The sequence below is a fragment of the Streptomyces sp. MB09-01 genome, from assembly GCF_033794505.1.
Lineage (GTDB): Bacteria > Actinomycetota > Actinomycetes > Streptomycetales > Streptomycetaceae > Streptomyces.
Genome location: NZ_JARAYQ010000011.1, coordinates 54405 through 75074, shown reverse-complemented (window position 1 = coordinate 75074; position 20670 = coordinate 54405). Strand labels below are relative to the sequence as shown.

At 70.6% G+C, this 20670-nt stretch carries 17 protein-coding genes and 1 pseudogene; 5 read left to right on the top strand and 13 right to left on the bottom strand.

All coding sequences use genetic code 11. From position 1 onward, the window contains the following. The 3 genes from PV721_RS04300 to PV721_RS04290 form a co-directional block, all read right to left on the bottom strand. Positions 1-206 (bottom strand): transposase (locus PV721_RS04300; protein ID WP_416371022.1); only part of this gene is annotated, 206 nt, incomplete at its 3' end. Between the two features lie 159 nt (positions 207-365). After that, a complete protein-coding gene (locus PV721_RS04295) occupies positions 366-863 on the bottom strand; it encodes a GNAT family N-acetyltransferase (protein ID WP_319721438.1) in 498 nt (165 codons plus the stop codon). 35 nt (positions 864-898) lie between these two features. After that, entirely contained in the window at positions 899-1639 is a 741-nt protein-coding gene (locus tag PV721_RS04290; RefSeq protein ID WP_319721437.1) for an IS630 family transposase, read from the bottom strand. Between the two features lie 338 nt (positions 1640-1977). Between PV721_RS04290 and PV721_RS04285 the strand changes: the two genes are divergently transcribed. Then, a complete protein-coding gene (locus PV721_RS04285; RefSeq protein WP_319721436.1) occupies positions 1978-2271 on the top strand; it encodes a helix-turn-helix domain-containing protein in 294 nt (97 codons plus the stop codon). A 240-nt stretch (positions 2272-2511) separates the two neighbouring features. Here PV721_RS04285 and coaD read toward each other — a convergent pair whose 3' ends face one another. Further along, the gene (coaD, locus tag PV721_RS04280; RefSeq protein ID WP_319721435.1) at positions 2512-3000 is read right to left on the bottom strand and encodes a pantetheine-phosphate adenylyltransferase; all 489 of its coding nucleotides are present in this window, start codon (positions 2998-3000) and stop codon (positions 2512-2514) included. A gap of 185 nt (positions 3001-3185) precedes the next feature. After that, a pseudogene (locus tag PV721_RS04275) lies at positions 3186-3915 on the bottom strand (IS5 family transposase); the annotation flags it as partial. Between the two features lie 434 nt (positions 3916-4349). Between PV721_RS04275 and PV721_RS04265 the strand changes: the two are divergent. After that, positions 4350-4565, top strand: a complete 216-nt coding sequence (locus tag PV721_RS04265) for a DUF6243 family protein (RefSeq protein WP_319721434.1) — start codon at positions 4350-4352, stop codon at positions 4563-4565. Between the two features lie 1062 nt (positions 4566-5627). On the opposite strand, the gene araD is transcribed toward PV721_RS04265, so the two are convergent. After that, the gene (gene araD / locus PV721_RS04255) at positions 5628-6365 is read right to left on the bottom strand and encodes an L-ribulose-5-phosphate 4-epimerase AraD (protein WP_319721433.1); all 738 of its coding nucleotides are present in this window, start codon (positions 6363-6365) and stop codon (positions 5628-5630) included. 327 nt (positions 6366-6692) lie between these two features. On the opposite strand from araD, the gene PV721_RS04250 reads away from it, so the two are divergent. Next, positions 6693-7769, top strand: a complete 1077-nt coding sequence (locus PV721_RS04250) for a LacI family DNA-binding transcriptional regulator (protein WP_416371021.1) — start codon at positions 6693-6695, stop codon at positions 7767-7769. 209 nt (positions 7770-7978) lie between these two features. Here PV721_RS04250 and PV721_RS04245 read toward each other — a convergent pair whose 3' ends face one another. From PV721_RS04245 to PV721_RS04225, 5 genes are all read right to left on the bottom strand, one after another. Next, complete coding sequence (locus tag PV721_RS04245; RefSeq protein ID WP_319721431.1) at positions 7979-9103, bottom strand: aldose epimerase family protein; 1125 nt, start codon at positions 9101-9103, stop codon at positions 7979-7981. A 104-nt stretch (positions 9104-9207) separates the two neighbouring features. Beyond that, complete coding sequence (gene yjfF / locus PV721_RS04240; protein WP_319721430.1) at positions 9208-10230, bottom strand: galactofuranose ABC transporter, permease protein YjfF; 1023 nt, start codon at positions 10228-10230, stop codon at positions 9208-9210. After that, positions 10227-11327, bottom strand: coding sequence for an ABC transporter permease (locus tag PV721_RS04235; RefSeq protein ID WP_319721429.1), 1101 nt, complete (start codon positions 11325-11327; stop codon positions 10227-10229). The genes yjfF and PV721_RS04235 overlap by 4 nt, the downstream gene beginning before the upstream one ends. Then, positions 11324-12883 carry a sugar ABC transporter ATP-binding protein gene (locus PV721_RS04230; RefSeq protein WP_319721428.1) on the bottom strand — a complete coding sequence of 520 codons (1560 nt, stop codon included), beginning with the start codon at positions 12881-12883 and terminating at the stop codon, positions 11324-11326. The genes PV721_RS04235 and PV721_RS04230 overlap by 4 nt, the downstream gene beginning before the upstream one ends. Positions 12884-12977: 94 nt before the next feature. Next, the gene (locus tag PV721_RS04225) at positions 12978-13976 is read right to left on the bottom strand and encodes an ABC transporter substrate-binding protein (RefSeq protein ID WP_319721427.1); all 999 of its coding nucleotides are present in this window, start codon (positions 13974-13976) and stop codon (positions 12978-12980) included. 513 nt (positions 13977-14489) lie between these two features. Between PV721_RS04225 and PV721_RS04220 the strand changes: the two genes are divergently transcribed. Together PV721_RS04220 and araA are read left to right on the top strand one after the other, a co-directional pair. Beyond that, positions 14490-16184, top strand: a complete 1695-nt coding sequence (locus PV721_RS04220; RefSeq protein WP_319721426.1) for a ribulokinase — start codon at positions 14490-14492, stop codon at positions 16182-16184. 83 nt (positions 16185-16267) lie between these two features. Further along, complete coding sequence (araA, locus tag PV721_RS04215) at positions 16268-17779, top strand: L-arabinose isomerase (protein WP_319721425.1); 1512 nt, start codon at positions 16268-16270, stop codon at positions 17777-17779. 186 nt (positions 17780-17965) lie between these two features. On the opposite strand, the gene PV721_RS04210 is transcribed toward araA, so the two are convergent. Continuing rightward, positions 17966-19177, bottom strand: a complete 1212-nt coding sequence (locus tag PV721_RS04210) for an ROK family protein (RefSeq protein WP_319721423.1) — start codon at positions 19175-19177, stop codon at positions 17966-17968. A 13-nt stretch (positions 19178-19190) separates the two neighbouring features. Continuing rightward, the gene (xylB, locus tag PV721_RS04205) at positions 19191-20621 is read right to left on the bottom strand and encodes a xylulokinase (RefSeq protein ID WP_319721422.1); all 1431 of its coding nucleotides are present in this window, start codon (positions 20619-20621) and stop codon (positions 19191-19193) included. Positions 20622-20670: the final 49 nt, after the last annotated feature.

Here is a 20670-nt window from a genome sequence, read left to right as displayed (position 1 = left end):
CAGCGGCGGTGGCGTTCGTAGACGGTCTGCCAGGATCCGTAGCGTTCGGGCAGGTCACGCCATGGAATCCCGGTCCGGGTCCGGTAGAGCACCCCGTTGCCCACGGTCCGGTGATCGGCCCACCGACCGCCTGGGGCGCCGGTCTCCGGGAGCAGCGGGGCTATGCGATCCCACTGAGCATCCGTCAGTTCATGCCGACGCACCATGGCCGACTCTTGCCCGCAACGGGAGTAGATCCACCATCCGGGCAAGAGCCATCAGACACCGCCTAGCGCTGCTCCGCAGAAGTTCGTGGAGGGGCGTCCATATGTGGTTGCGCCCAGCGCGATCTGAGTAGAGCTGGGCTGGTGCCAGGGCTGGAGAGGTCAGTCGTCCAGCCGAAGGCCCATCAGGACGTCATCCACGTACGCGCCGTCCAGCAGGAATTCCTCCGGCAGCACGCCCTCGACCTGGAACCCGCACCGTTCGTACAGCCGCCGCGCTGGGATGTTATGCCCGAGTACGCGCAGCGACATCCGGCGGGCGCCCTGGGCACGGGCGGCCATGCAGGCGGCCTCGACCAGGGCCTGCCCGACCCCGCGACCGCGGACGTCAGGGGACACCTGCAGACCCTGGATCTGCCGAACGTGCTGGTTACTGGCGAGCGGGGTCGGCGGGACCTGGCGGATGTAGCCGATCACCCGGCCGGCGAGCTCGGCTATCAGGAAGGGCTCTACCCCGTGCCGCTCGTCGAACATCGATGCGTCCTCGGCCCGCTGCGGCATGACGTCGCTCAGCCAGGACCAGCCGGCCCGATCGAGCGCGATCAACGCGGGACCGTCCGACACGCAGGCGGGGCGGATCGTCAGATCATCATTCGGCACGGCGACATGCTAGTCCTGCGCCGAGAAGTCGTTGATCAAGCGGTCTTGAGTGGGGTGCCTTCGTAGGTCCAGCGGTATGGCTTGGCTGTCTCGTTGTGCCCGATCGTGTATGCCTCCGGCTTATCGATCAGGTCGTCACGGGCGGCGAAGTCGCCGTGCCGCAGGACCCGGCGGGTCAGGGCGGAGAAGAACAGCTCGGCCTGGTGGAGCCAGGAGGCGGGCGGTGGGGTCCAGTGGACGTGCCAGCGCGGGTGCGCGGCCAGCCATGCTTTCGTGTGTCTGGCGGTGTGGGAGGAGCCGTTGTCGAGCACGACGTGAATCTCCTTGTCGGGGGCGATGGCCCGGTTCAGCTGGTCCAGGAACGCGGTGAAGGTAACCGCGTCGTTGCGGGTGATCACCTCGGTGAGTACTTCGCCGCTGGTCACGTCCAAGGCGGCAACCAGGGAAGCGGTGCCGTGGCGGCGGTACTCGAACTCCTGGCGAGCGAACGCGCCGGGGGCGGCGAGGCGCCCGGGATACCGGCGCGAGCGGGCGGCGATCGCGGTCTTCTCGTCGATTGACAGGACCACCGCACCCTCGGGCGGGTTGAGGTAAAGGGCGCACACGTCCGCCGCGCGTTCCCAGAAGTCGGGGGTGTCGCGGCGGGTGAGCCAGCCGCGGACCTTGTGCGGCTTCAGGTCCGAATCCGCCAGGATCCGCCCGACCTGCGAAGCTGAGACCGGCGCGAAGCAGGTCCCCGCAGCTTGCGCGGCGATGGCGGGCCAACTACCTCGCAAGCCAGGGCGGCTACCAGGACAACTTCCTGTCCACAGGGCTGCCCTCCGGCAGTCCCGAAGACTGCCTCAACTGCGCCGGTGGCCTCTACCTCGGCACCCCCGCCTGACCATCCCCTGCACCCCTCCACGAACTAACGCGGGGCACCACTAGTGACCTGAGTCAGAGATTCGTTGTTGGTTAGGCGTGAGTCGACCTGGACCGAAGATCCCGCCGTTGTCTGTGACCGATGCCCAGCGGGCTGTGCTCGAGGGGGGTGCGTCGTCGTTCGACGGCTCAGGCGTTGGCGTTACGGTCCAGGATCGTACTCGAGTCCGCGGAGGGGCATTCGATCGCGGAGGTGTCGCGGCGTCTGGGGATCGCTCCAGAGACGGTCCGGACCTGGCGGCGGCAGTTCCTCGACCGCGGTCTGGAGGGCATGTGTGACGACCCGCGTCCTGGTGTCCCACGGAAGATCACCGATGCGGATGTCGAGCGGGTCATCGTCAAAACCCTGGAAGAGACGCCGAAGAACGCGACGCACTGGTCGACGAGGTCGATGGCCGCGGCGACCGGGATGTCCCAGTCGGCCATCTCCCGGATCTGGCGGGCGTCCGCCCTGGCCCCGCACCGCTCGCAGACGTTCAACCACTAATCCACCTACGCCCCGGCCTGCCGGGTCGGGGCACAGGTTCAGGCTGGCGGTGTTGATGACCGTGCAGGGAGCGTCGGACGCCACGTCGACGGTGACTTCGACCGCGGAGCTCACCTCGCGCCGGCGGTCGGTCCGCGATTATGACCACCGCTTACCTCCCCCTGCCCGGCCGAAAATTCGTCCCCGCACATCGCCCGCCGCGACATCGACTCCTCCGAACGCCTCGGCGCCGGGGCAACCCTATTCGCCGCCTTCAGCACCCTCGCTGCCGCCCTCACCGGCTGGAAGAAGCTCGCTCAAATCATCATTCGGGACACGGTCCTGTTGACTCATCGTAGTGACGAGGGTGGAGGAGATGTGGGCCAGGGCGGGGTCTGCGGCGATGAAAAACGTTTCGACTCCGCCCAGTTCGTGGTTCATGCGGGCCATCGGCATTTCGTAGTCCAGGTCGGGAACGTCGCGGACTCCGCGGATGACGACGTCGATCCCGACGCGGCGGCAGTAGTCGACCAGCAGGCCGCCGGTGTGGGAGTCGACCGTGACGTTGCTCAGGCCAGTTGCTGCCGCGCGGAGCCGGTCCAGCCGTTCGGGGATGGGGAAGCGGCCGGTCTTGTTCGAATTGAACATCACGCAGACGACGACCTCGTCGAACAGGAGGGCGGCGCGGCGGAGAACGTCCTGGTGCCCTTGAGTGACCGGGTCGAAGGATCCTGGGAAGAGGGCTCGCACGATCGGAAAGAATAACAAGCGGTCGGCACCGGTAGTGGAGCGCCAGGGCAGCCGAACCGCCAGATATAGCGTGACAGGGAGAACGTCTAGCGAGACGGGACGACCGCAACGTCACACGTAGATCACGGCACGTGGGACACGCTGTTACAGCGCCCAACACCATGAGTTGACTGCGTTCCCAGGGTACGGAGGCGCTTGAAGCCGTGGAGCCAGACGAAGGTGTGCTCGACGACCCAGCGGTGGATCCAGGCCGGTGCCACTCGGGCGATGGCGGGGATGATGCCGCGGGCGCGGACCTGGTCGCGGTAGATGTCGTGGTCGTAACCGCGGTCGGCGAACAGGGAGTCGGCCCGTCTCCGCGGGTGTCCAACTCGGCCAACGCGGTAACGCGGCCGCGGACGGGCGGGATGGCGTCGATCGGGCTTGAGCTGGGTGACGCCGTTGCGGTTACCGCCGGTGAGGAGGACGGCGGGCGGGGTGCCGCGGCCTTCGGTGATCAGGTGGTGCTTCGAGCCGGGCCGGTCCCGGCCGACCGGTGACGGCCCGTCGCGAGCCTCGGTTTCTTGGGGCCCGGAGGTGCGAAGAGTCTCGAGTGTCGCCGCCACGTTCAGCTCGGCCAGGAGCACCCCGTGCAGCCGCGCTGCCACACACCGGCCTCGTTCCAGTCCCGCAGTCGGCGCCAGCACGTCATCCCCGAACCGAACCCCGGCTCCTGCGGCAGGTACTCCCACTGGATCCCGGTGTGCAGCACGTACAAGATCCCGGAGAGCACGTCCGGTCCGGCACCTGCTTCCGTCCCGGGCTGTCCCAAGGGGTTGTCACCCGCCGACCTGCGAGCAGACCGGCCTCGGCGAGCAGGAAAGCACCCGTACACGCGAAGACGATTCGCTCCGCCTTCGAAGCGTTCTGCCTCAGCCACGAAACGACGTCATGCTCACGCCACTGAGCGACTCCACGGCTGACCCGCCAGGGGAAGCTGTGGCGGCGTCATCCGGTCTGCCCCGGCGCAGTGGCGGCGAGGTGGGCGTTGGCCCCGGCCAGTACGCCCGCGGGGCCGGCCATCGGGACCTGCCCCGGGCGGGCGGCGCCCACCGCCGGGTGCTGGCGGTGCTGAGATTCCGGAAGGAAACGGCTGACCCCAAGCGCTCGCCGAAGGCCCGGCCGACGCCGGAGCCGCGAAACGGTTGGTGTGCGGGGCCGACGGAACCGGGTACCGTCTTTGTCATGTTCTTCCAGAGGCCGATTTACGAGTGAGGGCGTGATGGGCCCCTGCTGACGTCCATCGACGTCGCTGCCCGTCCCCCACCGATGAATCCGTAGATCACTCCACATCATTACCGGGAGAACCCGTGACCGTGAGCAAGAACATCAACAACCCCGTGGGCCAGGGCGGCGGCCAGCGCAAGAGGCTGTCCCGCGCCGAACGGCAGAACAACGGTCCGCACCGCAACCTCGACCGCCGGGGTGCTGCCGACCAGAAGGCGGAGCTGGTGCGCAAGATGCGCGAGAAGGCCGCCGCAGCTGAGGGCGCCGGGCAGGCGGGCGAGGACGCCGCGCAGAGCTGACGCACCGCCGCCGCAGGGCGGCACCGCACGGCAGCAGGGCCCGGACCGCGACGCGCGGTCCTGGCCCTGCTGCCGTACCGGGAGGGCTGCTGCCGTCCCGGCCGCGGCCGGTCCCGCTCAGCTCTCGGACGACCACGCGCGACCGATCGCGAGCTTTGACGCGGTCGATGCACCGCTCGACGGTGTTCCGGTCCTTGGGTACCGGGGCCACGGTCGGGCTGCAGGCCATGTTCCGAGGTCCGCAGCCCCGTGGAGTGCGAAGCCGTCGCTGTCGTGCGTCCGCGGGAACCAGCCCACCAACAAGACCCGGCCCTCATGGACAACGACGGCGGCGGCAACCCTCAGCCGGTGCCCGTCCGGCCCGCTGCGGGGCCGGCAACCCGCCCGGCTACAACGTGAGGGCCGCACGCGACGCAGCTCGGACCCGGCATCGAGCTGATGGCCGTAGCTCAAGTCGCTCGCTTCGGACGGCCTTCGGAAGCCCCGCCACTCCCTCCGCGGGAACGATCTCCCCAGGAGTGGCGGCCCCTCGTCGTCCGGGAGGGCACCCACTACGGCGAGGTAAAGGGCTACGACGGTCCGCCCATGCCCGCTCCGCAACTGCCGCCGGTGCCGCTGAAGGCGCGGGGTCTCGACGACAACCCCTCCTGGGCGTCAAGCCGCCTCAGTACGACCCCGAGCATGCCGTCATCCCTGCGCTGCGCAGCTCCAGGCCCTGCGCGGTGCCGGGGACGACGTGTTCCGACTCGTAGTGGAATTCATGAGCGGCTGCGGCCTACCGATGAATGTCCGGGCGCTGGTGGGGGAAGTCGAACGCGGCCGGACCATACCGACCGTCTGAGGCTTCCCTCCCCCGCTGGCGCTGCGGGCACCCGGTAGCCTGCCGCAGGGCACGGCCGCTGGAGCGCCTGGCCCTCTGCGGCGACCTGCGGCATTCCTCCTCGCCGACCCCAGCAAGCAAGTGAGCCGCGTCGCCGGATGCGCGGGAGGTCCCCCTGTCTTCCGAGCCGCGACAGTCGGACGTTCTGGCCGGATCATGCGCCGCGGAGGCGGTGCGCGGCCTCAGGTGCCCGGGGCGTGAGGGGTGTTGCCGTAATAGGCGTCCGGTCCGTGCTTACGGGTGAAGTGCCGCGCCAGCAGATGCCTCGGTGGTTCCGAGGTGTCCCCGAGGCGGGACCCCAGCGCCAGCGTGTGCAGCGCCATCTCCGCCACGGCCTCGCAGACGATGGCGTTCTCCAGCGCAGCCTTCGCAGTGGCGCCCCAGGTGAAGGGGCCGTGTCGTGAGACGAGCGCTCCGGGGACCTCGTCTGCCCGACGGGGGTCGCCGTCGAGCCGGGCAACGATCACCTGTCCGGTGTTGTACTCGTAGTCCTGCGCGCACTGCTCGGCTGTGAGATCCGCCGTCACGGGTACGGGCCCGTTGAAGGTGTCGGCGTGTGTCGTGCCGAGCACGGGGATCGGGCGGCGTGCCTGGGCGAAGGCGACGGCGTGCGCCGAGTGCGTGTGGGTGACGCCACCGATGGAGGGGAAGGCCCGGTAGAGGCACCGATGGGTTTCGGTGTCGGTGGACGGCCTGAGGTGCCCGTCGACGACCCGCCCGTCCTCCAGCGCCACCGCCACCAGGTCCTCCTCGGTGAGGTCGGCGTAGGAGACCCCGGACGGCTTGATGACGAAGACGCCGGCGTCTCGGTCCACTCCGCTGACGTTTCCCCAGGTGAGGGTGGCCAGACCGGCCTCCGGGATGCGCAGGTTGGCCGCGAGGACCTCGCGACGGAGATCCTTGAGGTTGGTCTCGCTCACTACACTCTCACCGTCTCTCCGACATGCTCGGCGGCTTCTTGGGACCGGCGTCCGGCAGGCCCCGCAGTCGCGCATGAGTGGGCTGGACTGATCGGGGGCCGCCAGGCATCGCGGCTGCGCGACCCGAGCTATCCCAGTTACCCCGATCGAATTGTGAGCGCTAACAAGCAGAAACCTCAAGAGGACACGAGAAGATTCCTGCCCACAACATGTGGCCATCGCTGCATAATGTGAACGCCAACATCGATACCCCGCCGACAATCTCCCGATCAGTCCCAGATGTGTGTGGGCCGCGGCTGGTTCGGTACCTTGAGGGAAGGCCGCTCGATGAGGAAAGGAAGAGAGTTGACCCAGCTCCCAGACGTCTCGCGAGCGCCCACGATGACGGACGTCGCGCGCGTCGCCGGCGTGTCCCATCAGACCGTTTCACGGGTGCTCAGCGACCACCCCAACGTCAGCGCCAAGACCCGGGCCGCGGTGACACAGGTCATCGAGCAGCTCGGGTACCGCCGTAACTCGGCAGCCCGGGCTCTGGCCACTCGCCGGACCCACACGCTGGGCGTCATCGCGGTGAACACCACTCTGCACGGGCCCGCCAGCACCGTGGCGGGAGTTCAAGAGGCGGCTCGGGACCGCGGCTATCTGACGTCCGCCGTCACGCTTCGGACCGCCACGCAGACAGCCCTCGCCGAAGCCATGCAGCACCTCGCCGGGTGGGGCGTGGAGGGGATCGTCGCCGTCACTCCCCAACGAGACGCGGTGAGGGCCCTGGCGGCATTGGAAGCACCGTGCCCGGTGGTCACCGTGGAAGGCGGCCACACCCTGGACCTGCCAGGGGTGTCGCTGGACCAGAACCTCGGCGCTCGCATGATCACGGAACATCTTCTCGCGTCGGGACACGCCACCGTGTGGCATGTCGCAGGCCCTCCCGACTGGCTCGAGAGCGAGGCCCGCACGCAGGGGTGGGAAGACGCGCTACGAGAGGCCGGCGCCGAGGTGCCGCCCCTGCTGCGCGGCGACTGGAGTCCGCTGTCGGGATACCAGGCCGGCCAGCAGCTTGCGGGTCGAGTCCGGGCGTCACGAGGGCGGGGAGCGGGCCTCACCGCGGTGTTCGTCTCCAACGACCAGATGGCCCTCGGTGTGCTACGGGCCTTGCGGGAAGCGGGCCTGCGCACGCCGGAGGACGTGGCAGTCGCCGGCTTCGACGACATCCCGGAGGCGGAGTTCTTCCCACCCCCGCTGACGACGATCCGTCAGGACTTCGCCTCGATCGGCCGCGACAGCATCGGGCTGCTCCTGGACCACATCGAAGGCCGGACCGACGAGTCGACGCACCTGGTGGTGGCGCCCGAGCTCATCGTGCGCGCCAGTACGGCCCGCAGGAGCTCTCCCCCCAGGGAATGACCCCCACCGCCCAGGGATTGCCTCTCCCCGTGGGGAGCCGGGCGGCCCGGGCGGACGTGCGGCCGACACACTGGAACCACCGACGACGTCGCCCGGGCCGGGGCGGCGCGCCCCGGGAATGGCGAAGCGGTCGGCGGAGGAGATCTTCGCGTTTCTGGGTGAGCAGATGACGACCGCACCGACCCGCGAAACGGCCGGCGCCGCCCCTCTCAGACAGTGACCGTGGTGAAACTGTGGATCGTGGTGGACCGGTACAGCTCGCCCGGGCGCAGGACGACCGTCGGGTAGTCGGGGCGGTTCGGGGAGTCCGGGAAGTGCTGGGTCTCCAGCGCGACCCCCGCGTAGGCGTGGTACGGCCTGCCTGCCTTGCCCGTGATGTCACCGGTCAGGCCTTGCGCGGTGTAGACCTGGATGCCCGGTTCCGTGGTGCGCACCTCCATGCGGCGGCCGGATGCGGGGGCGTACAGCACAGCGGCCTTACGAGGACCGTCTCGCCGGGCGTCGTCGAGGACCCAGTTGTGATCGAAGCCTCCGCCGGCGAGGGCCAGTTGCGCCTCCGTATGGGTCAAGGCGTCGGAGAGACGCCGGTGCCGGCGGAGGTCGAACGGGGTGTCGCTGACCGGGCGGTGGGAGCCCTCGGGGATCAACTCGGCGTCGACGGGGGTGTAGAGGGGGGCCGCGACCTGGAGGTGGTGGGCCAGGACGTTGCCGCGCCCCTCCCCTTCGAGGTTCCAGTAGGCGTGGTTGGTGAGGTTGACGATCGTCGGGGCGTCGGCGACCGCCTGGTACGACATCGTCAGGTTGTCGTCGCGGTCCAGCGTGTAGGTGAGGCGCACGTTCAGGGCACCGGGGAATCCCTGGTCGCCGTCGGGGCTGTGCAGGAACAGCCGGACACCGGTGCGGTGCGCCGAGTGGAAGGGTTCGCACCGCCACAGGCGCTGGTCGAACCCGTCGGGACCACCGTGCAATGTGTGCCCGGTCTCCTGGGTGGCGAGCCGGTGGGTGACGCCGTCGACCACGAGCCCGCCGCGTGCGATGCGGTTGGCGTAACGGCCCACCGTCGCACCGAAGTAGCGTGCGGAACCCTCGCAGGCGGCGTGGTCGCGGGGCGCGAGCACCACGTCAGCGGTGTGGCCCCAGCGGTCCGGCAGGATCAGTGAACGGAGCCGGGCGCCGCGCGTATGGACCTCGGCACGGGCCCTGCCGGGGAAGCCGAACCGCCACCTCTCCCCCGTTCCGCCATCGTCCAGACGTAGGGGGCGGGCCGTCCGCGGACAGGCGGCCGTCTGCCTGGGCTCGGCGGCCTGGTCGACAGATTCGTATGCGTGTTCCATGACGGCATTCCCTGGAAGTCGGTCCGCCGCATGCGCGCCGGGACCAAGCTGTGATCGCGGCACGCGAACGCGGTGGCACGGGCGGGTGGGCTGCGGAGCCGGAGTCAGTCGGCGGCGGGGCGGCGGCCGCTCATCAGGCGTTGCAGCACGATGAACACGAGCAGCAGGGCACCGATGACGATCCGGGTCCACCAGGAGCTGAGCGTGCCCTGGAAGTTGACCACCGTCTGGATCGTGCCGAGGACGAGCACGCCGAGGGCGGTGCCCAGGACGAAACCGGAGCCTCCGGTCAGCAGCGTGCCGCCGATCACGGTGGCGGCGATCGCGTCGAGTTCCATGCCCATCGCGTGGAGGGCGTAGCCGGAGAGCATGTAGAAGGTCAGCAACAGGCCGCCGAGTGCGGAGCACAGGCCGCTGACGGCGTATGCGGCGATCTTGGTGGAGCCCGTCGGAAGACCCATCAGCCGAGCGGAGGACTCGTTGCCGCCCAGCGCGTACACGTTGCGGCCGAAGCGCGTGTGGTGCAGGACGACGAAGGCGATCACCAGCACGGCCAGGGCGATGACCACCGGGATCGAGACGAACAGTCCTCCCGGCCCGTACAGCCGGGTCTGCGCGATTCCCGCCGTCGTGGGGTCGCTGATCGTGATGGATTCGGTGCTGATCGTGTAGCAGAGCCCGCGGGCGAGGAACATGCCGGCCAGGGTGACGATGAACGGCTGGATCTCGAAGGTGTGGATGATCCAGCCCATGAGCGTCCCGCTCCCGGCGCCGACGAGCAGGACCAGGGGGATGACGGTGGCCAGGGGCCAGCCGTGCGACTCGACCAGCCAGGCGGTGAGCATGGTCGACAGGGCCACCATGGAGCCGACGGACAGATCGATGCCGCCGGTGAGGATGACGAAGGTCGCCCCGACCGCGACGACCAGGAGGAATCCGTTGTCGATCAGCAGGTTCAGCACGACTTGCGCCGAGAGGAAGCCCTCGTAGCGCACCGATCCGACGCTGAACATGACGGCCAGCAGGACGGCCGTGACGATCAGTGGGATACGGGTGCGGGTGCGCGGGGACACGGTCGCGAAGGGGCGGGTGAGGTGCGCGGCGGCGCTCGCGATGCCGGTACTCATGCGCGTACCTCCTGCTGCAGCGGGGCGGCGCCCGCCGTGGTGTGGGATCGGGGAGTGGTCGTCCTGCGGCGGCGCAGGACCTTGGCCCGGAAGACCGGGGCCTGCACGAGGCAGACGACGATGACGACGAAGGCCTTGAAGACGAGGGTGGTCTCGGGTGGGACGCCGAGGGTGTAGACGGTGGTCGACAGGGTCTGGATGATCAGGGCGCCCAGGACGGTGCCGCCGAGGGAGAAGCGTCCTCCGGTCAGTGCGGTGCCGCCGACGACGACGGCGAGGATCGCGTCGAGCTCGATCCACAGGCCGGCGTTGTTGCCGTCGGCGCTGGAGACGTTGGAGCTGATCATCAGTCCGGCGACGGCGGCGCACAGGGCACTGAAGACGTAGACCAGGGCGAGCAGGCCGCCGGCCCGGATGCCGACCAGGCGGCTGGCCGCGGGGTTGCCGCCGACGGACTCGATCAGCATGCCGAGTGCGCTGCGGCGGGTGACGAAGGCGGTGAGCGCGACGAGGGCGGCCGCCAGGAGGACGGCGAACGGGAAGGTCAGCCAGTAGCCCCCGCCGATCATTTTGTAGGGGGCGCTGGTCACCGTGACGATCTGGCCGTCCGTGATCAGCTGGGCGACGCCGCGGCCCGCGACCATGAGGATCAAGGTGGCCACGATGGGCTGCACCCCCAGCCCGGACACCAGGAAGCCGTTGGCCAGGCCCAGCACGAGGGCGACGCCGAGCGCGAGGGCGACGGCCGTGAGCATGGTGGCGACGCTGCCGGGATGCGCGGCGGTGGAGATGTGCCCGCAGGCGAGGGCGCCGGCGATGGCGACGGTGGAACCCACCGAGAGGTCGATCCCGCGGGTGGCGATGACCAGGGTCATGCCGAGCGCCACCAGGACGAGTGGCGCACCGAACTGGAGGATGTCGATGAGGCTGCCGTAGAGATGGCCGTCGCGTACGCGGACGGAGAAGAAGTCGTGGTGGAACGCGAGGTTGCCGAGGAGCAGGGCGAGCAGGGCGAGCGCGGGCCACAGCAGGCGGTGGCCGGCCACCCGTCTCCCGATCGCGGCGGCCGCCCCGGACTTGGCGGGCTGGGTGGTCATGAGTCCGTTCCGGTGGCGATGGTGGTGAGGAGGCGTTCGGGCGTGACGGTGTCGTCGTTCGTGAGGGTGGCCACCATGCGGTGGTCGCGGAGCACGGCGATGCGGTGGCTCAGGCGCAGGACCTCTTCGAGTTCCGCCGAGATGAACAGCACGGCGGTGCCTTCGCCCGCCAGGCGGGCCACGAGTTTCTGGATCTCCGCCTTGGCCCCGATGTCGATGCCCCGGGTGGGTTCGTCGAGGATCAGGAGCCGGGGTGCGGTCAGCAGCCAGCGGGCGAGGAGGACCTTCTGCTGGTTGCCTCCGCTGAGGTGGCGCACCTGCGCTTCGGGGTCGGCGGGGCGGATGTCCAGGGCCTCTGTCCAGTGCCGCGCCAGTTCGTCCTGCTTCGCACGGGCCAGCGGCCTGGTCCAGCCGCGGGCGGCCTGCAGGGCGAGGACGATGTTCTCGCGGACCGTGAGCTCGCCCACCAGTCCCTCGGACTTGCGGTTCTCGGAACAGAACGCGATGCCCCGGGCGATGGCGTGGCGGGGGCTGCGCAGGACCACCTTCTCGCCCTCGATGCTCACTTCGCCGGCGTCCGCGCTGTCCGCGCCGAACAGGAGGCGCGCCACCTCGGTGCGGCCCGAGCCCAGGAGGCCGGCCAGTCCGATGACCTCGCCGGGATGGATGTCAAGGTCGTACGGTTCGATCGAGCCCGTACGGGTCAGCTGTCGGGCCTGGAGGAACGGCTCGCCGGCCGCCCGTTCCGCCGCTTCCTCGTGGGCACGGCCGGACAGCTGGTCGAGGGTGGCCAGTTCTCCGCCGATCATGCGCTGTACCAGCGTCACCGGCGTGAGTTCCCCGATCGGGTACTCGCCTTCCAGCCGGCCGTTGCGCAGGATGGTGACGCGGTCGCAGAGGTCGAATACCTGGTCGAGGAAGTGCGTGACGAACAGGATGGCCACACCGCGGTCCCGCAGGCGACGCACCAGGGTGAAGAGCTGGGCGACCTCCTCGCGATCCAGGCTGGAGGTGGGTTCGTCCAGCACGAGCACCTGCGCCGAGACGTCCACCGCCCGGACGATGGCGACCAGCTGCTGCACCGCCAGGGAGTGCGAACCGAGCAGACTGGTGACGTCGAGGTCGAGGTCCAGTTCCGTCAGCAGCTCTGCCGCCCGCTGCCGCATCGCGGACCACTGGATGAGACCGAGCCGGCGCGGTTCGCGTCCGATGAGGATGTTCTCGGCGACCGAGATGTTCGGGCAGAGGTTGACCTCCTGGTAGACGGTGCTGATTCCGGCCTGCTGCGCCTGGAGGGGGTCTGCGAAGGTGTGGGGCCGGCCGTCGACGAGGATGGTGCCGCCTTCGACGGGGTGGACACCGGTGAGCACCTTGATCAAGGTGGACTTCCCGGCGCCGTTCTCGCCCATCAGGGCGTGCACCTCACCGGGGAAGAGCCGCAGGGCGACTCCGTCGAGCGCGAGCACGCCCGGGAACCGCTTGCGGATGCCGTGGGCTTCCAGGACCGGCCGCGGGCCGCCGGCGCCCCTGGCCGGCGGGGTGGACGGATGCGTCATCCGCCCTCCTCTCATGTGTGGGGTGGTGGAACGGGCTCCGGAGGGTGAAGGAGGCACCGGATCCGGGCCTCCTCCGGCACCAAAACCTGTCGCGTCAGTAGTTCCGGGACGGCAGGGCGGCCGCGGCCTTGTCCTGCGGGAAGACGCCCTCCTGGGTCTCGACCCGGGTCGGCACGCTCTCCCCCGCCACGACCTTCTTGGCCAGCTCCATCAGCTGGTCGCCGAGCAGCGGGTTGCACTCCACCACGACGTTGATCTTGCCCTCGGTCATGGCGACGAAGGCGTCCTTGATTCCGTCCACCGAGATCACCTTGATGTCCGTACCGGGCTTCTTGCCGGACTCCTCGATGGCCTGGATGGCACCGAGGGCCATGTCGTCGTTGTGGGCGTAGAGCACGTCGATGTCCTTCTGGGATTTCAGGAACGCCTGCATGACCTCCTTGCCCTTGGCGCGGGTGAAGTCGCCCGTCTGCGAGGCGACGATCTTGAACTTGCCGTCGGTGCGGATGGCGTCGGCGAAGCCGGCCTTGCGGTCGTTGGCGGGTGCTGAGCCCGTGGTGCCCTGGAGCTCGACGATGTTGACCGGGCCCTGTTCGTTCGCGTACGCGCCGGTCAGCCACTCGCCCGCGGACTTGCCCTCCTTGACGAAGTCCGAGCCCAGGAAGGTCTTGTAGAGGGAGGTGTCCTTGGTGTCCACGGCCCGGTCGGTGAGGATGACCGGGATGCCCGCGTCCTTGGCCTCCTTGAGCACCGTGTCCCAGCCGGACTCCACGACCGGCGAGAAGGCGATCACATCGACCTTCTGCTGGATGAAGGTGCGGATCGCCTTGATCTGGTTCTCCTGCTTCTGCTGCGCGTCGGAGAACTTGAGTTCGATCCCCGCCTTCTTCGCCGCCTCCTGGACGGACTTGGTGTTGGCGGTACGCCAACCGCTCTCGGCGCCGACCTGGGCGAAGCCCATGGTGATCGTGCCGCCGGAGCCCGTCTTTGCGCCGGAGGCCGGGGCGGAGGCGGGGCCCTCGGTCGAGCAGGCGGTCAGCGCCGAGGAGGCGAGAAGGGCGACGGTGAGGACGAGGGCTGCTCTGCGAGCCATGACGGGTGTCCTTTCGGGGGCTACGGATGAGGCTCCGCGCGGCCGATGCCGGGCTGTGCCCGTGGTCATGGGCGTGGCGGGGCCGGAGCGGGGGCCGGGGGCGGGGGCGCGGCGACAGGAGCGGGATGGTCTTGAGGGGGCGCCGTCGCATTGTGAGCGCTAACAAGCCGGGTTCTCAACCCCTTTGCGCGCGTTACCTGTCCGTTACCGCGTCAGATGCGACAGCAACGCGGACTCCCTCCGTTCGCGCGACCATCGCCCCCGCCTACCCGAATCGGAAACCCCAACCCGCCGCGCATCAAAGGCATATCGAGCCGCGGCCCCGTATACGAAGGCCGCCGCACCATGAGGGTCTCCCACATGATCCACGCAGACCCCTTGCCTATCGACATTGTTAGCGCTCACACTGCAAGCTCATCGGATCCTCCGCCGACCGCCAGGATGGTCGGGACGGCATCTCCGGCTGCCGGGCCGCGCCGCGTGCCGCCCACGGCTCCTTCGAAAGGCTCTCAGTTGACGTCACCCCATCTCCTCGCGCCCGCCCCTCCTTCCGAGGAATCGGAGCAGTACACGGTCGGTGTCGACTTCGGCACCCTGTCGGGCCGCGCCGTGGTGGTGCGGGTTCGCGACGGTCAGGAGCTGGCCGCGACGGTCCACCCCTACCGGCACGGCGTCATCGACCGATACCTGCCGCAAGGCGGTGCGCCGCTGCCTCCGGACTGGGCCCTGCAACACCCCCAGGACTGGCGGGACGTACTGCGTCGCGCCGTCCCGCAGGCCCTGGCGGCGGCCGGGATCGATCCCGCCGCGGTGATCGGCATCGCCACCGACTTCACCGCCTGCACCGTCCTGCCCACGCTGGCCGACGGGACTCCCCTCGCCGAGACCGAGCTCGCCGGACGGCCCCACGCGTGGCCCAAGCTGTGGAAGCACCACGCCGCCCAGTCCCATGCCGACCGCATCAACGAACTCGCCCACGCCCGCGGGGAGAAGTGGATCGCCCGCTACGGCGGCCGGATCTCCGCCGAGTGGCAGTTCGCGAAGGCGCTCCAGGTCCTGGAAGAAGACCCGCTCGTCTACGAAAGCTGCGCGCGGTGGATCGAGGCCGCCGACTGGATCGTGTGGCAGCTCACCGGAACCGAGTCCCGCAACGCCTGCACCGCCGGATACAAGGGCATCCACCAGGACGGCGCCTACCCGAGCGAGGAGTACCTGGCCGCGCTGAACCCCCGGTTCGCCGACTTCGCACGCACCCGCCTCGAATTCCCCCTCTCCGCTCTGGGATCACGAGTGGGCTCGCTCAGTACGGAGGCGGCAGCGTGGACAGGGCTGCGCCCCGGCATCGCCGTGGCCGCGGGCAACGTCGACGCCCATGTCACCGCGGCGGCGGCCCAGGCAGTCGAGGACGGACAACTGCTCGCCATCATGGGGACCTCCACCTGCCACGTCGTGAACTCCCCCGTCCTCGCCGACGTCCCCGGCATCTGCGGTGTCGTGGCCGGCGGGATCGTCGAGGGAACCTACGGCTACGAGGCCGGCCAGAGTGCGGTCGGCGACATCTTCGCCTGGGTGCTGGACCAAGGCGTCCCGTCGGACTACCTCGCCGAGTCCTCCGAGCGCGGCGAGGACCTGCACACCCTGCTGACCCGGAAGGCCGCCGGCCAGCCGGTCGGCGGACACGGACTGGTCGCCCTCGACTGGCTCAACGGCAACCGTTCGGTCCTCGTCGACCACCACCTCTCCGGAGTCATCGTGGGTCTTACCCTCGCGACCCGCCCCGAGGACGTCTACCGCGCACTGCTCGAAGCAACCGCGTTCGGCACGCGCGTCATCGTGGAGGCCCTGGAGGCAGGCGGCGTACCGGTCCACGAGTTCATCGTCGCCGGCGGACTGGCCAAGAACGAACTGCTGATGCAGATCTACTCCGACGTGCTGCGCCGCCCCGTCTCCCTGGCCGCGTCCGACCAGGGCCCCGCCCTCGGGTCGGCCATCCACGCCGCCGTAGCCGCCGGCGCGCACGGCGACGTACGGACGGCCACCGCCGCCATGGGCCGCCGACTGCCGGCCGTCTACCTGCCCGACGCCACCCGGGCCGAGGCGTACGACGCCCTCTTCGCCGAATACCGGCGCCTGCACGACCACTTCGCCACGGGTGGCCTGCTGCACCGCCTCAGGCACATCCGCGACACGACCCACACCGCGGGCTGACCCCCGCCCCGTTGTCCGTTCCCGCATTCCCACCCGCCCGCCGCCCTCACCACCGTTGCGGGACGTCACCTTCAGGAGTCCATGTGCCCAGCCGAACATCCCCCGCCCAGGACATCTGGTTCCTCACCGGCAGCCAAGGCCTGTACGGGGAGGAGACGCTGAAGCAGGTCGCCGAACAGTCGCTGCAGATCGCCGTCGCGCTGGCCGACGCCTCCGGCATTCCCGCGCGCGTGGTGTGGAAGCCGGTACTGACCGACGCCGACGCCATCCGCCGGGTGTGCCTCGACGCGAACGCCGACGACCGGTGCATCGGGCTGATCGCCTGGATGCACACCTTCTCGCCGGCCAAGATGTGGATCGCCGGACTGGACGCGCTGCGCAAGCCGTTGCTGCACCTCCACACCCAGTCGAACGTGGCCCTGCCCTGGGACACCATCGACATGGACTTCATGAACCTCAACCAAGCCGCCCACGGAGACCGCGAGTTCGGGCACATCCAGACCCGTCTGGGCGTATCCCGCAAAACGGTGGCCGGCCACGTCACCGATCCCGAGACGAGCGCACGCGTCGCGATCTGGGCGCGGGCGGCCGCCGCAAGATCCGAACTGGCCACCCTCAAGGTCGCCCGCTTCGGCGACAACATGCGCGACGTGGCCGTCACCGAGGGCGACAAGGTCGAGGCCCAGCTGCGCTTGGGCGTCTCCGTCAACACCTACGGCGTCAACGACCTGGTGAAGGTCGTCGACAGCGCGGACGAGACCGACGTGGCTTCCCTCGTCGAGGAGTACGCCGACCTGTACGACCTGGCGCCGGAACTGCGACCGGGCGGCGAACGGCACGACGCGCTGCATTACGCGGCCCGCATCGAAGCCGGCCTGCGCACCTTCCTCCAAACGGGCGGCTTCGGGGCCTTCACCACCAACTTCGAGGACCTGGGCGGACTGCGCCAGCTGCCCGGCCTCGCGGTCCAGCGGCTCATGGCCCAGGGGTACGGCTTCGGAGGAGAGGGCGACTGGAAGACCGCCGTCCTGTTGCGCGCCCTCAAGGTGGCTGCCGCCGGCCTTCCGGGCGGCACCTCCTTCATGGAGGACTACACCTACGACCTGACACCCGGCAACGAGCTCATCCTCGGCGCGCACATGCTGGAAGTCTGCCCCACCATCGCCGCCTCCAGGCCCAGCTGCGAGATCCACCCCCTCGGCATCGGCGGGCGGGAGGACCCGGTGCGGCTGGTGTTCGACGCGGCACCCGGCCCGGCCGTGGTGGTCGGGCTCGCCGACCTCGGCGACCGCTTCCGCCTGATCGCCAATGACATCGACGTGGTGGCACCCCCTCACCCGCTGCCCGCACTGCCCGTCGCCCGCGCGGTCTGGCGGCCCCGCCCCGACCTGCGGACCTCCACCGAATCCTGGCTGACGGCCGGAGGACCGCACCACACCGTCCTCAGCACCGCCCTGGCCTCCGACCACCTCGACGACCTGGCGGAAATGCTCCGCCTGGAGCTCGCCCTCATCGACGAGACCACCACCCCGAGGCAGTTCCGGCGCGATCTCCGCTGGAACCAGGCGTACTACCGGCTGGCACTGGGACTGTGAACCAGTTGAAGCCCGGCACGGTCCGCGCAGCCTGGCACCGGCCGCGACCGTCCACATCACGGCCGTGGAGCAGTGGCCGGCCGCCTGTCCGAGCGGCGACTCGCTGCGAGCGCGATGGACGACTGACCGCCCCGGTGCACCGGGGAACGGCGGCCACCAGCCCGGCGAACCCACGCGGTCACAGCACTACCGGGCCGGCAGGCGAGTGGGATCGGCGATGATTTCTCGGACGGTCGACCAGGCCGCGCCCAGCACCGGTCCGCGGCGCCCCAGGGCGGAGGGTCGTACCGCCTCCGGGATCCAGGGCCGGACGGTGATCCGGGCGGCCAGTTCGGCGCGTATGGATGGGAGGAGCCAGTCGGCGAGTTCGGCGTAGGCGCCGCCCAGAACGAGGCCGTCCGGGTCGATCAGGTTCACCGCCGAGGTGAGGGCGAGGCCCAGGGCCCGTCCTGCGCGGTCCAGGGCGCGCAGGGTCGCCGCGTCCCCGGCTCCCGCCCGCTCGGCCAGCAGGGCCACCGGGTCGCCGACGCGCCCCAGCCCGGCCTCGCGCAGCACGGCCGCTTCGCCCGCGTACTGCTCCAGGCAACCGCGCGCCCCGCAGGCGCAACGGGCGCCCTCCGGGTGGACGGGCAGGTGGCCGAGTTCGCCCGCGAAGCCGCGGGCGCCCCGGAACAGCTGCCCGCCGATGACCAGTGCGGCACCGATTCCGGCCTCGGCGGAGACGTGTACGAAGGTCTCGGCGGGGTTTCCCTGGTACCACTGCTCGGCCAGCGCCCCGAGGTTGGCTTCGTTCTCCGGCTCGGGCGCGGTGTCGGGGTCGGGCCAGTGGTCGGCGGGGCGGACGGCTTGCCAGCCGAGGTTGGGAGCGTTCACGACCAGTCCGCCCGGCTCGTTCGGCACCACCCCCGGCACGGCCAGGACGCGGCCCTCGACGCGCAGGCCGAGGGCCGCGGCCTCGGACTCCGCCTCGGCGCCCAGCGCGGCGGCCTCCGCCAGCACCTCTCCGGCCGGCCGGCCCGCGTTGGCCCGCTCCACGCGACGCCAGACCCGGGGTTCACCGCGCAGGTCCACGACGCACGCGGCGAGATGGGTGACGCCGATCTCCAGGCCGAGGCCCGCGGGACCCCGATCGTTCAGGGCCAGCGCCCGTCCGGGGCGGCCGACCCGTCCGCTGGGCGCGGTCTCCGTCTCGGTCAGCGCTCCTCGACCGATGAGCTCGTCGGCCAGGGAGGAGACGGCCGGCCTGGTCAGGCCCGTGTGCCCGGCCACGCCCGCCCGGGAGAGCGGGCCGTGCGCGGCGACCACGCCGATCACCACCGCGAGGTTCCGCCGGCGCATCCCCTGCTGCGAGGCGGGCGCGGCCTCCGCGCCCCCGCTCGCCCTGCCGGTCCCCGTCATCGGCCCGACCCTCCTATCGCTCTCCCGGCGGGACCTCCTGCAAGGCCCGCGCCCGCCGCAGCGTACTGGTGATCCGTTCGAGCGTGTCCTCGTCACGGGGTACGGGCTCCAGTACCCGGCCCTCGGCGGTCCGCCAGCGCCGGGCGACGGCATCGGCAGGCTCACCGGTGAGCAGTGCGGCGGCCTGGGCGGCGGCCCCGAGCGCGACCAGTTCCCGGGCCTCAGGCACCTGGACCGCTCGCCCGGACAGTCGCAGGACGGTCCTCTGCCAGGCCCTGCCGCGGGCTCCGCCGCCGATCAGCAGGAGTGGTTCGCCGGGGGCGGGGCTCTCGCCTCCGGCGCGCAGCACGTCGTCCAGGGCCGCGAGCAGGGCGTGGGCGGCGCCGTCGTAGGCGGCCTGGAGCAGCTGGCCCGGCGTCGTGTCGTGGCGCAGGCCGTGGACCAGGCCGGAAGCACCCGGGAGGTCAGGGGTGCGCTCGCCGTCCAGGTAGGGAAGCACCACCGCCGTGCCGCCTCCCTCGACGTCCTCCCGGTCGCGGCCGACGAGGGCGGCGAAGCGGTCGACGGCGAGGGTGCAGTTGAGCGTGCAGGCGAGCGGCAGCCAGCCGCCGAGGGCATCGGCGAAGCCTGCGACGGTTCCGCCCGGGTCGGTGGGCCGGGTCCGGCCGACGGCGTAGACCGTGCCGGAGGTACCGAGGCTCAGCACCGGACGTCCGGGGGTCAGGCCCAGGCCGAGGGCGGCGGCCATGTTGTCACCGGTCCCGGTCGCCACCAGTGCGCCCCTGCGCAGCGGCATCCCGGCTCGGACGACGCCCGCCCGGGCTCCCGGCGGGAGGACCTGCGGCAGCAGCCCGGGGTCGAGGCCGATCCGGCCGAGGACGTCGGTGTCGTAGCCGTCCGGGCCCCACCAGCCGGTTCCCGACGCGTCTCCGCGGTCCGTCACCGCCTCACCGGTCAGGCGCTCCGTCAGGAAGTCGTGGGGAAGCCGGACGGCCGCGACGCGGTCGGCGGCGGCGCGCTCGTTCGTGTGCAGCCAGGCCCACTTGGCGGCCGTGAAGGCGGCCGTGGGGACGCTTCCGGTGCGGCGGGCGAGCTCTGCCGCACCGAACGCGGCTGCGAGTTCGGCGGCCTGCGGGGCGGAGCGGACGTCGTTCCAGAGCAGCGCCGGGCGCACCGGCCGTCCGGCCGCGTCGAGGGTGACCAGGCCGTGCTGCTGGCCGGCGATCGAGCAGGCGGCGGCGCGATCCGCCCAGCCGGTGCCCGCCATGGCCTCGCCGAGCGCCCGCCACCACTGTTCGGGGTCGCTCTCGCGTCCGGCGCCCGCGCTGACGGCGTGAGCGGCGCGGCCCTCGCCCAGGACGGCGCCGGTGTCCAGGTCGACGGCGAGGGCCTTGGTGGCCTGGGTCGAGCTGTCGACACCGATCACGACACGCTGAGCAGACATGCGTTCCTCCGGTGGGGTTCCCTCTGACGTCTCCGCATACTAATTTGTT

Coding starts and splice junctions, on each gene's coding strand:
- PV721_RS04250 (WP_416371021.1), top strand. CDS start 6,693: ATGAGGAAAGGAAGAGAGTTGACCCAGCTCCCAGACGTCTCGCGAGCG.
- PV721_RS04245 (WP_319721431.1), bottom strand. CDS start 9,103: ATGGAACACGCATACGAATCTGTCGACCAGGCCGCCGAGCCCAGGCAG.
- yjfF (WP_319721430.1), bottom strand. CDS start 10,230: ATGAGTACCGGCATCGCGAGCGCCGCCGCGCACCTCACCCGCCCCTTC.
- PV721_RS04235 (WP_319721429.1), bottom strand. CDS start 11,327: ATGACCACCCAGCCCGCCAAGTCCGGGGCGGCCGCCGCGATCGGGAGA.
- PV721_RS04230 (WP_319721428.1), bottom strand. CDS start 12,883: ATGACGCATCCGTCCACCCCGCCGGCCAGGGGCGCCGGCGGCCCGCGG.
- PV721_RS04225 (WP_319721427.1), bottom strand. CDS start 13,976: ATGGCTCGCAGAGCAGCCCTCGTCCTCACCGTCGCCCTTCTCGCCTCC.
- PV721_RS04210 (WP_319721423.1), bottom strand. CDS start 19,177: ATGACGGGGACCGGCAGGGCGAGCGGGGGCGCGGAGGCCGCGCCCGCC.
- xylB (WP_319721422.1), bottom strand. CDS start 20,621: ATGTCTGCTCAGCGTGTCGTGATCGGTGTCGACAGCTCGACCCAGGCC.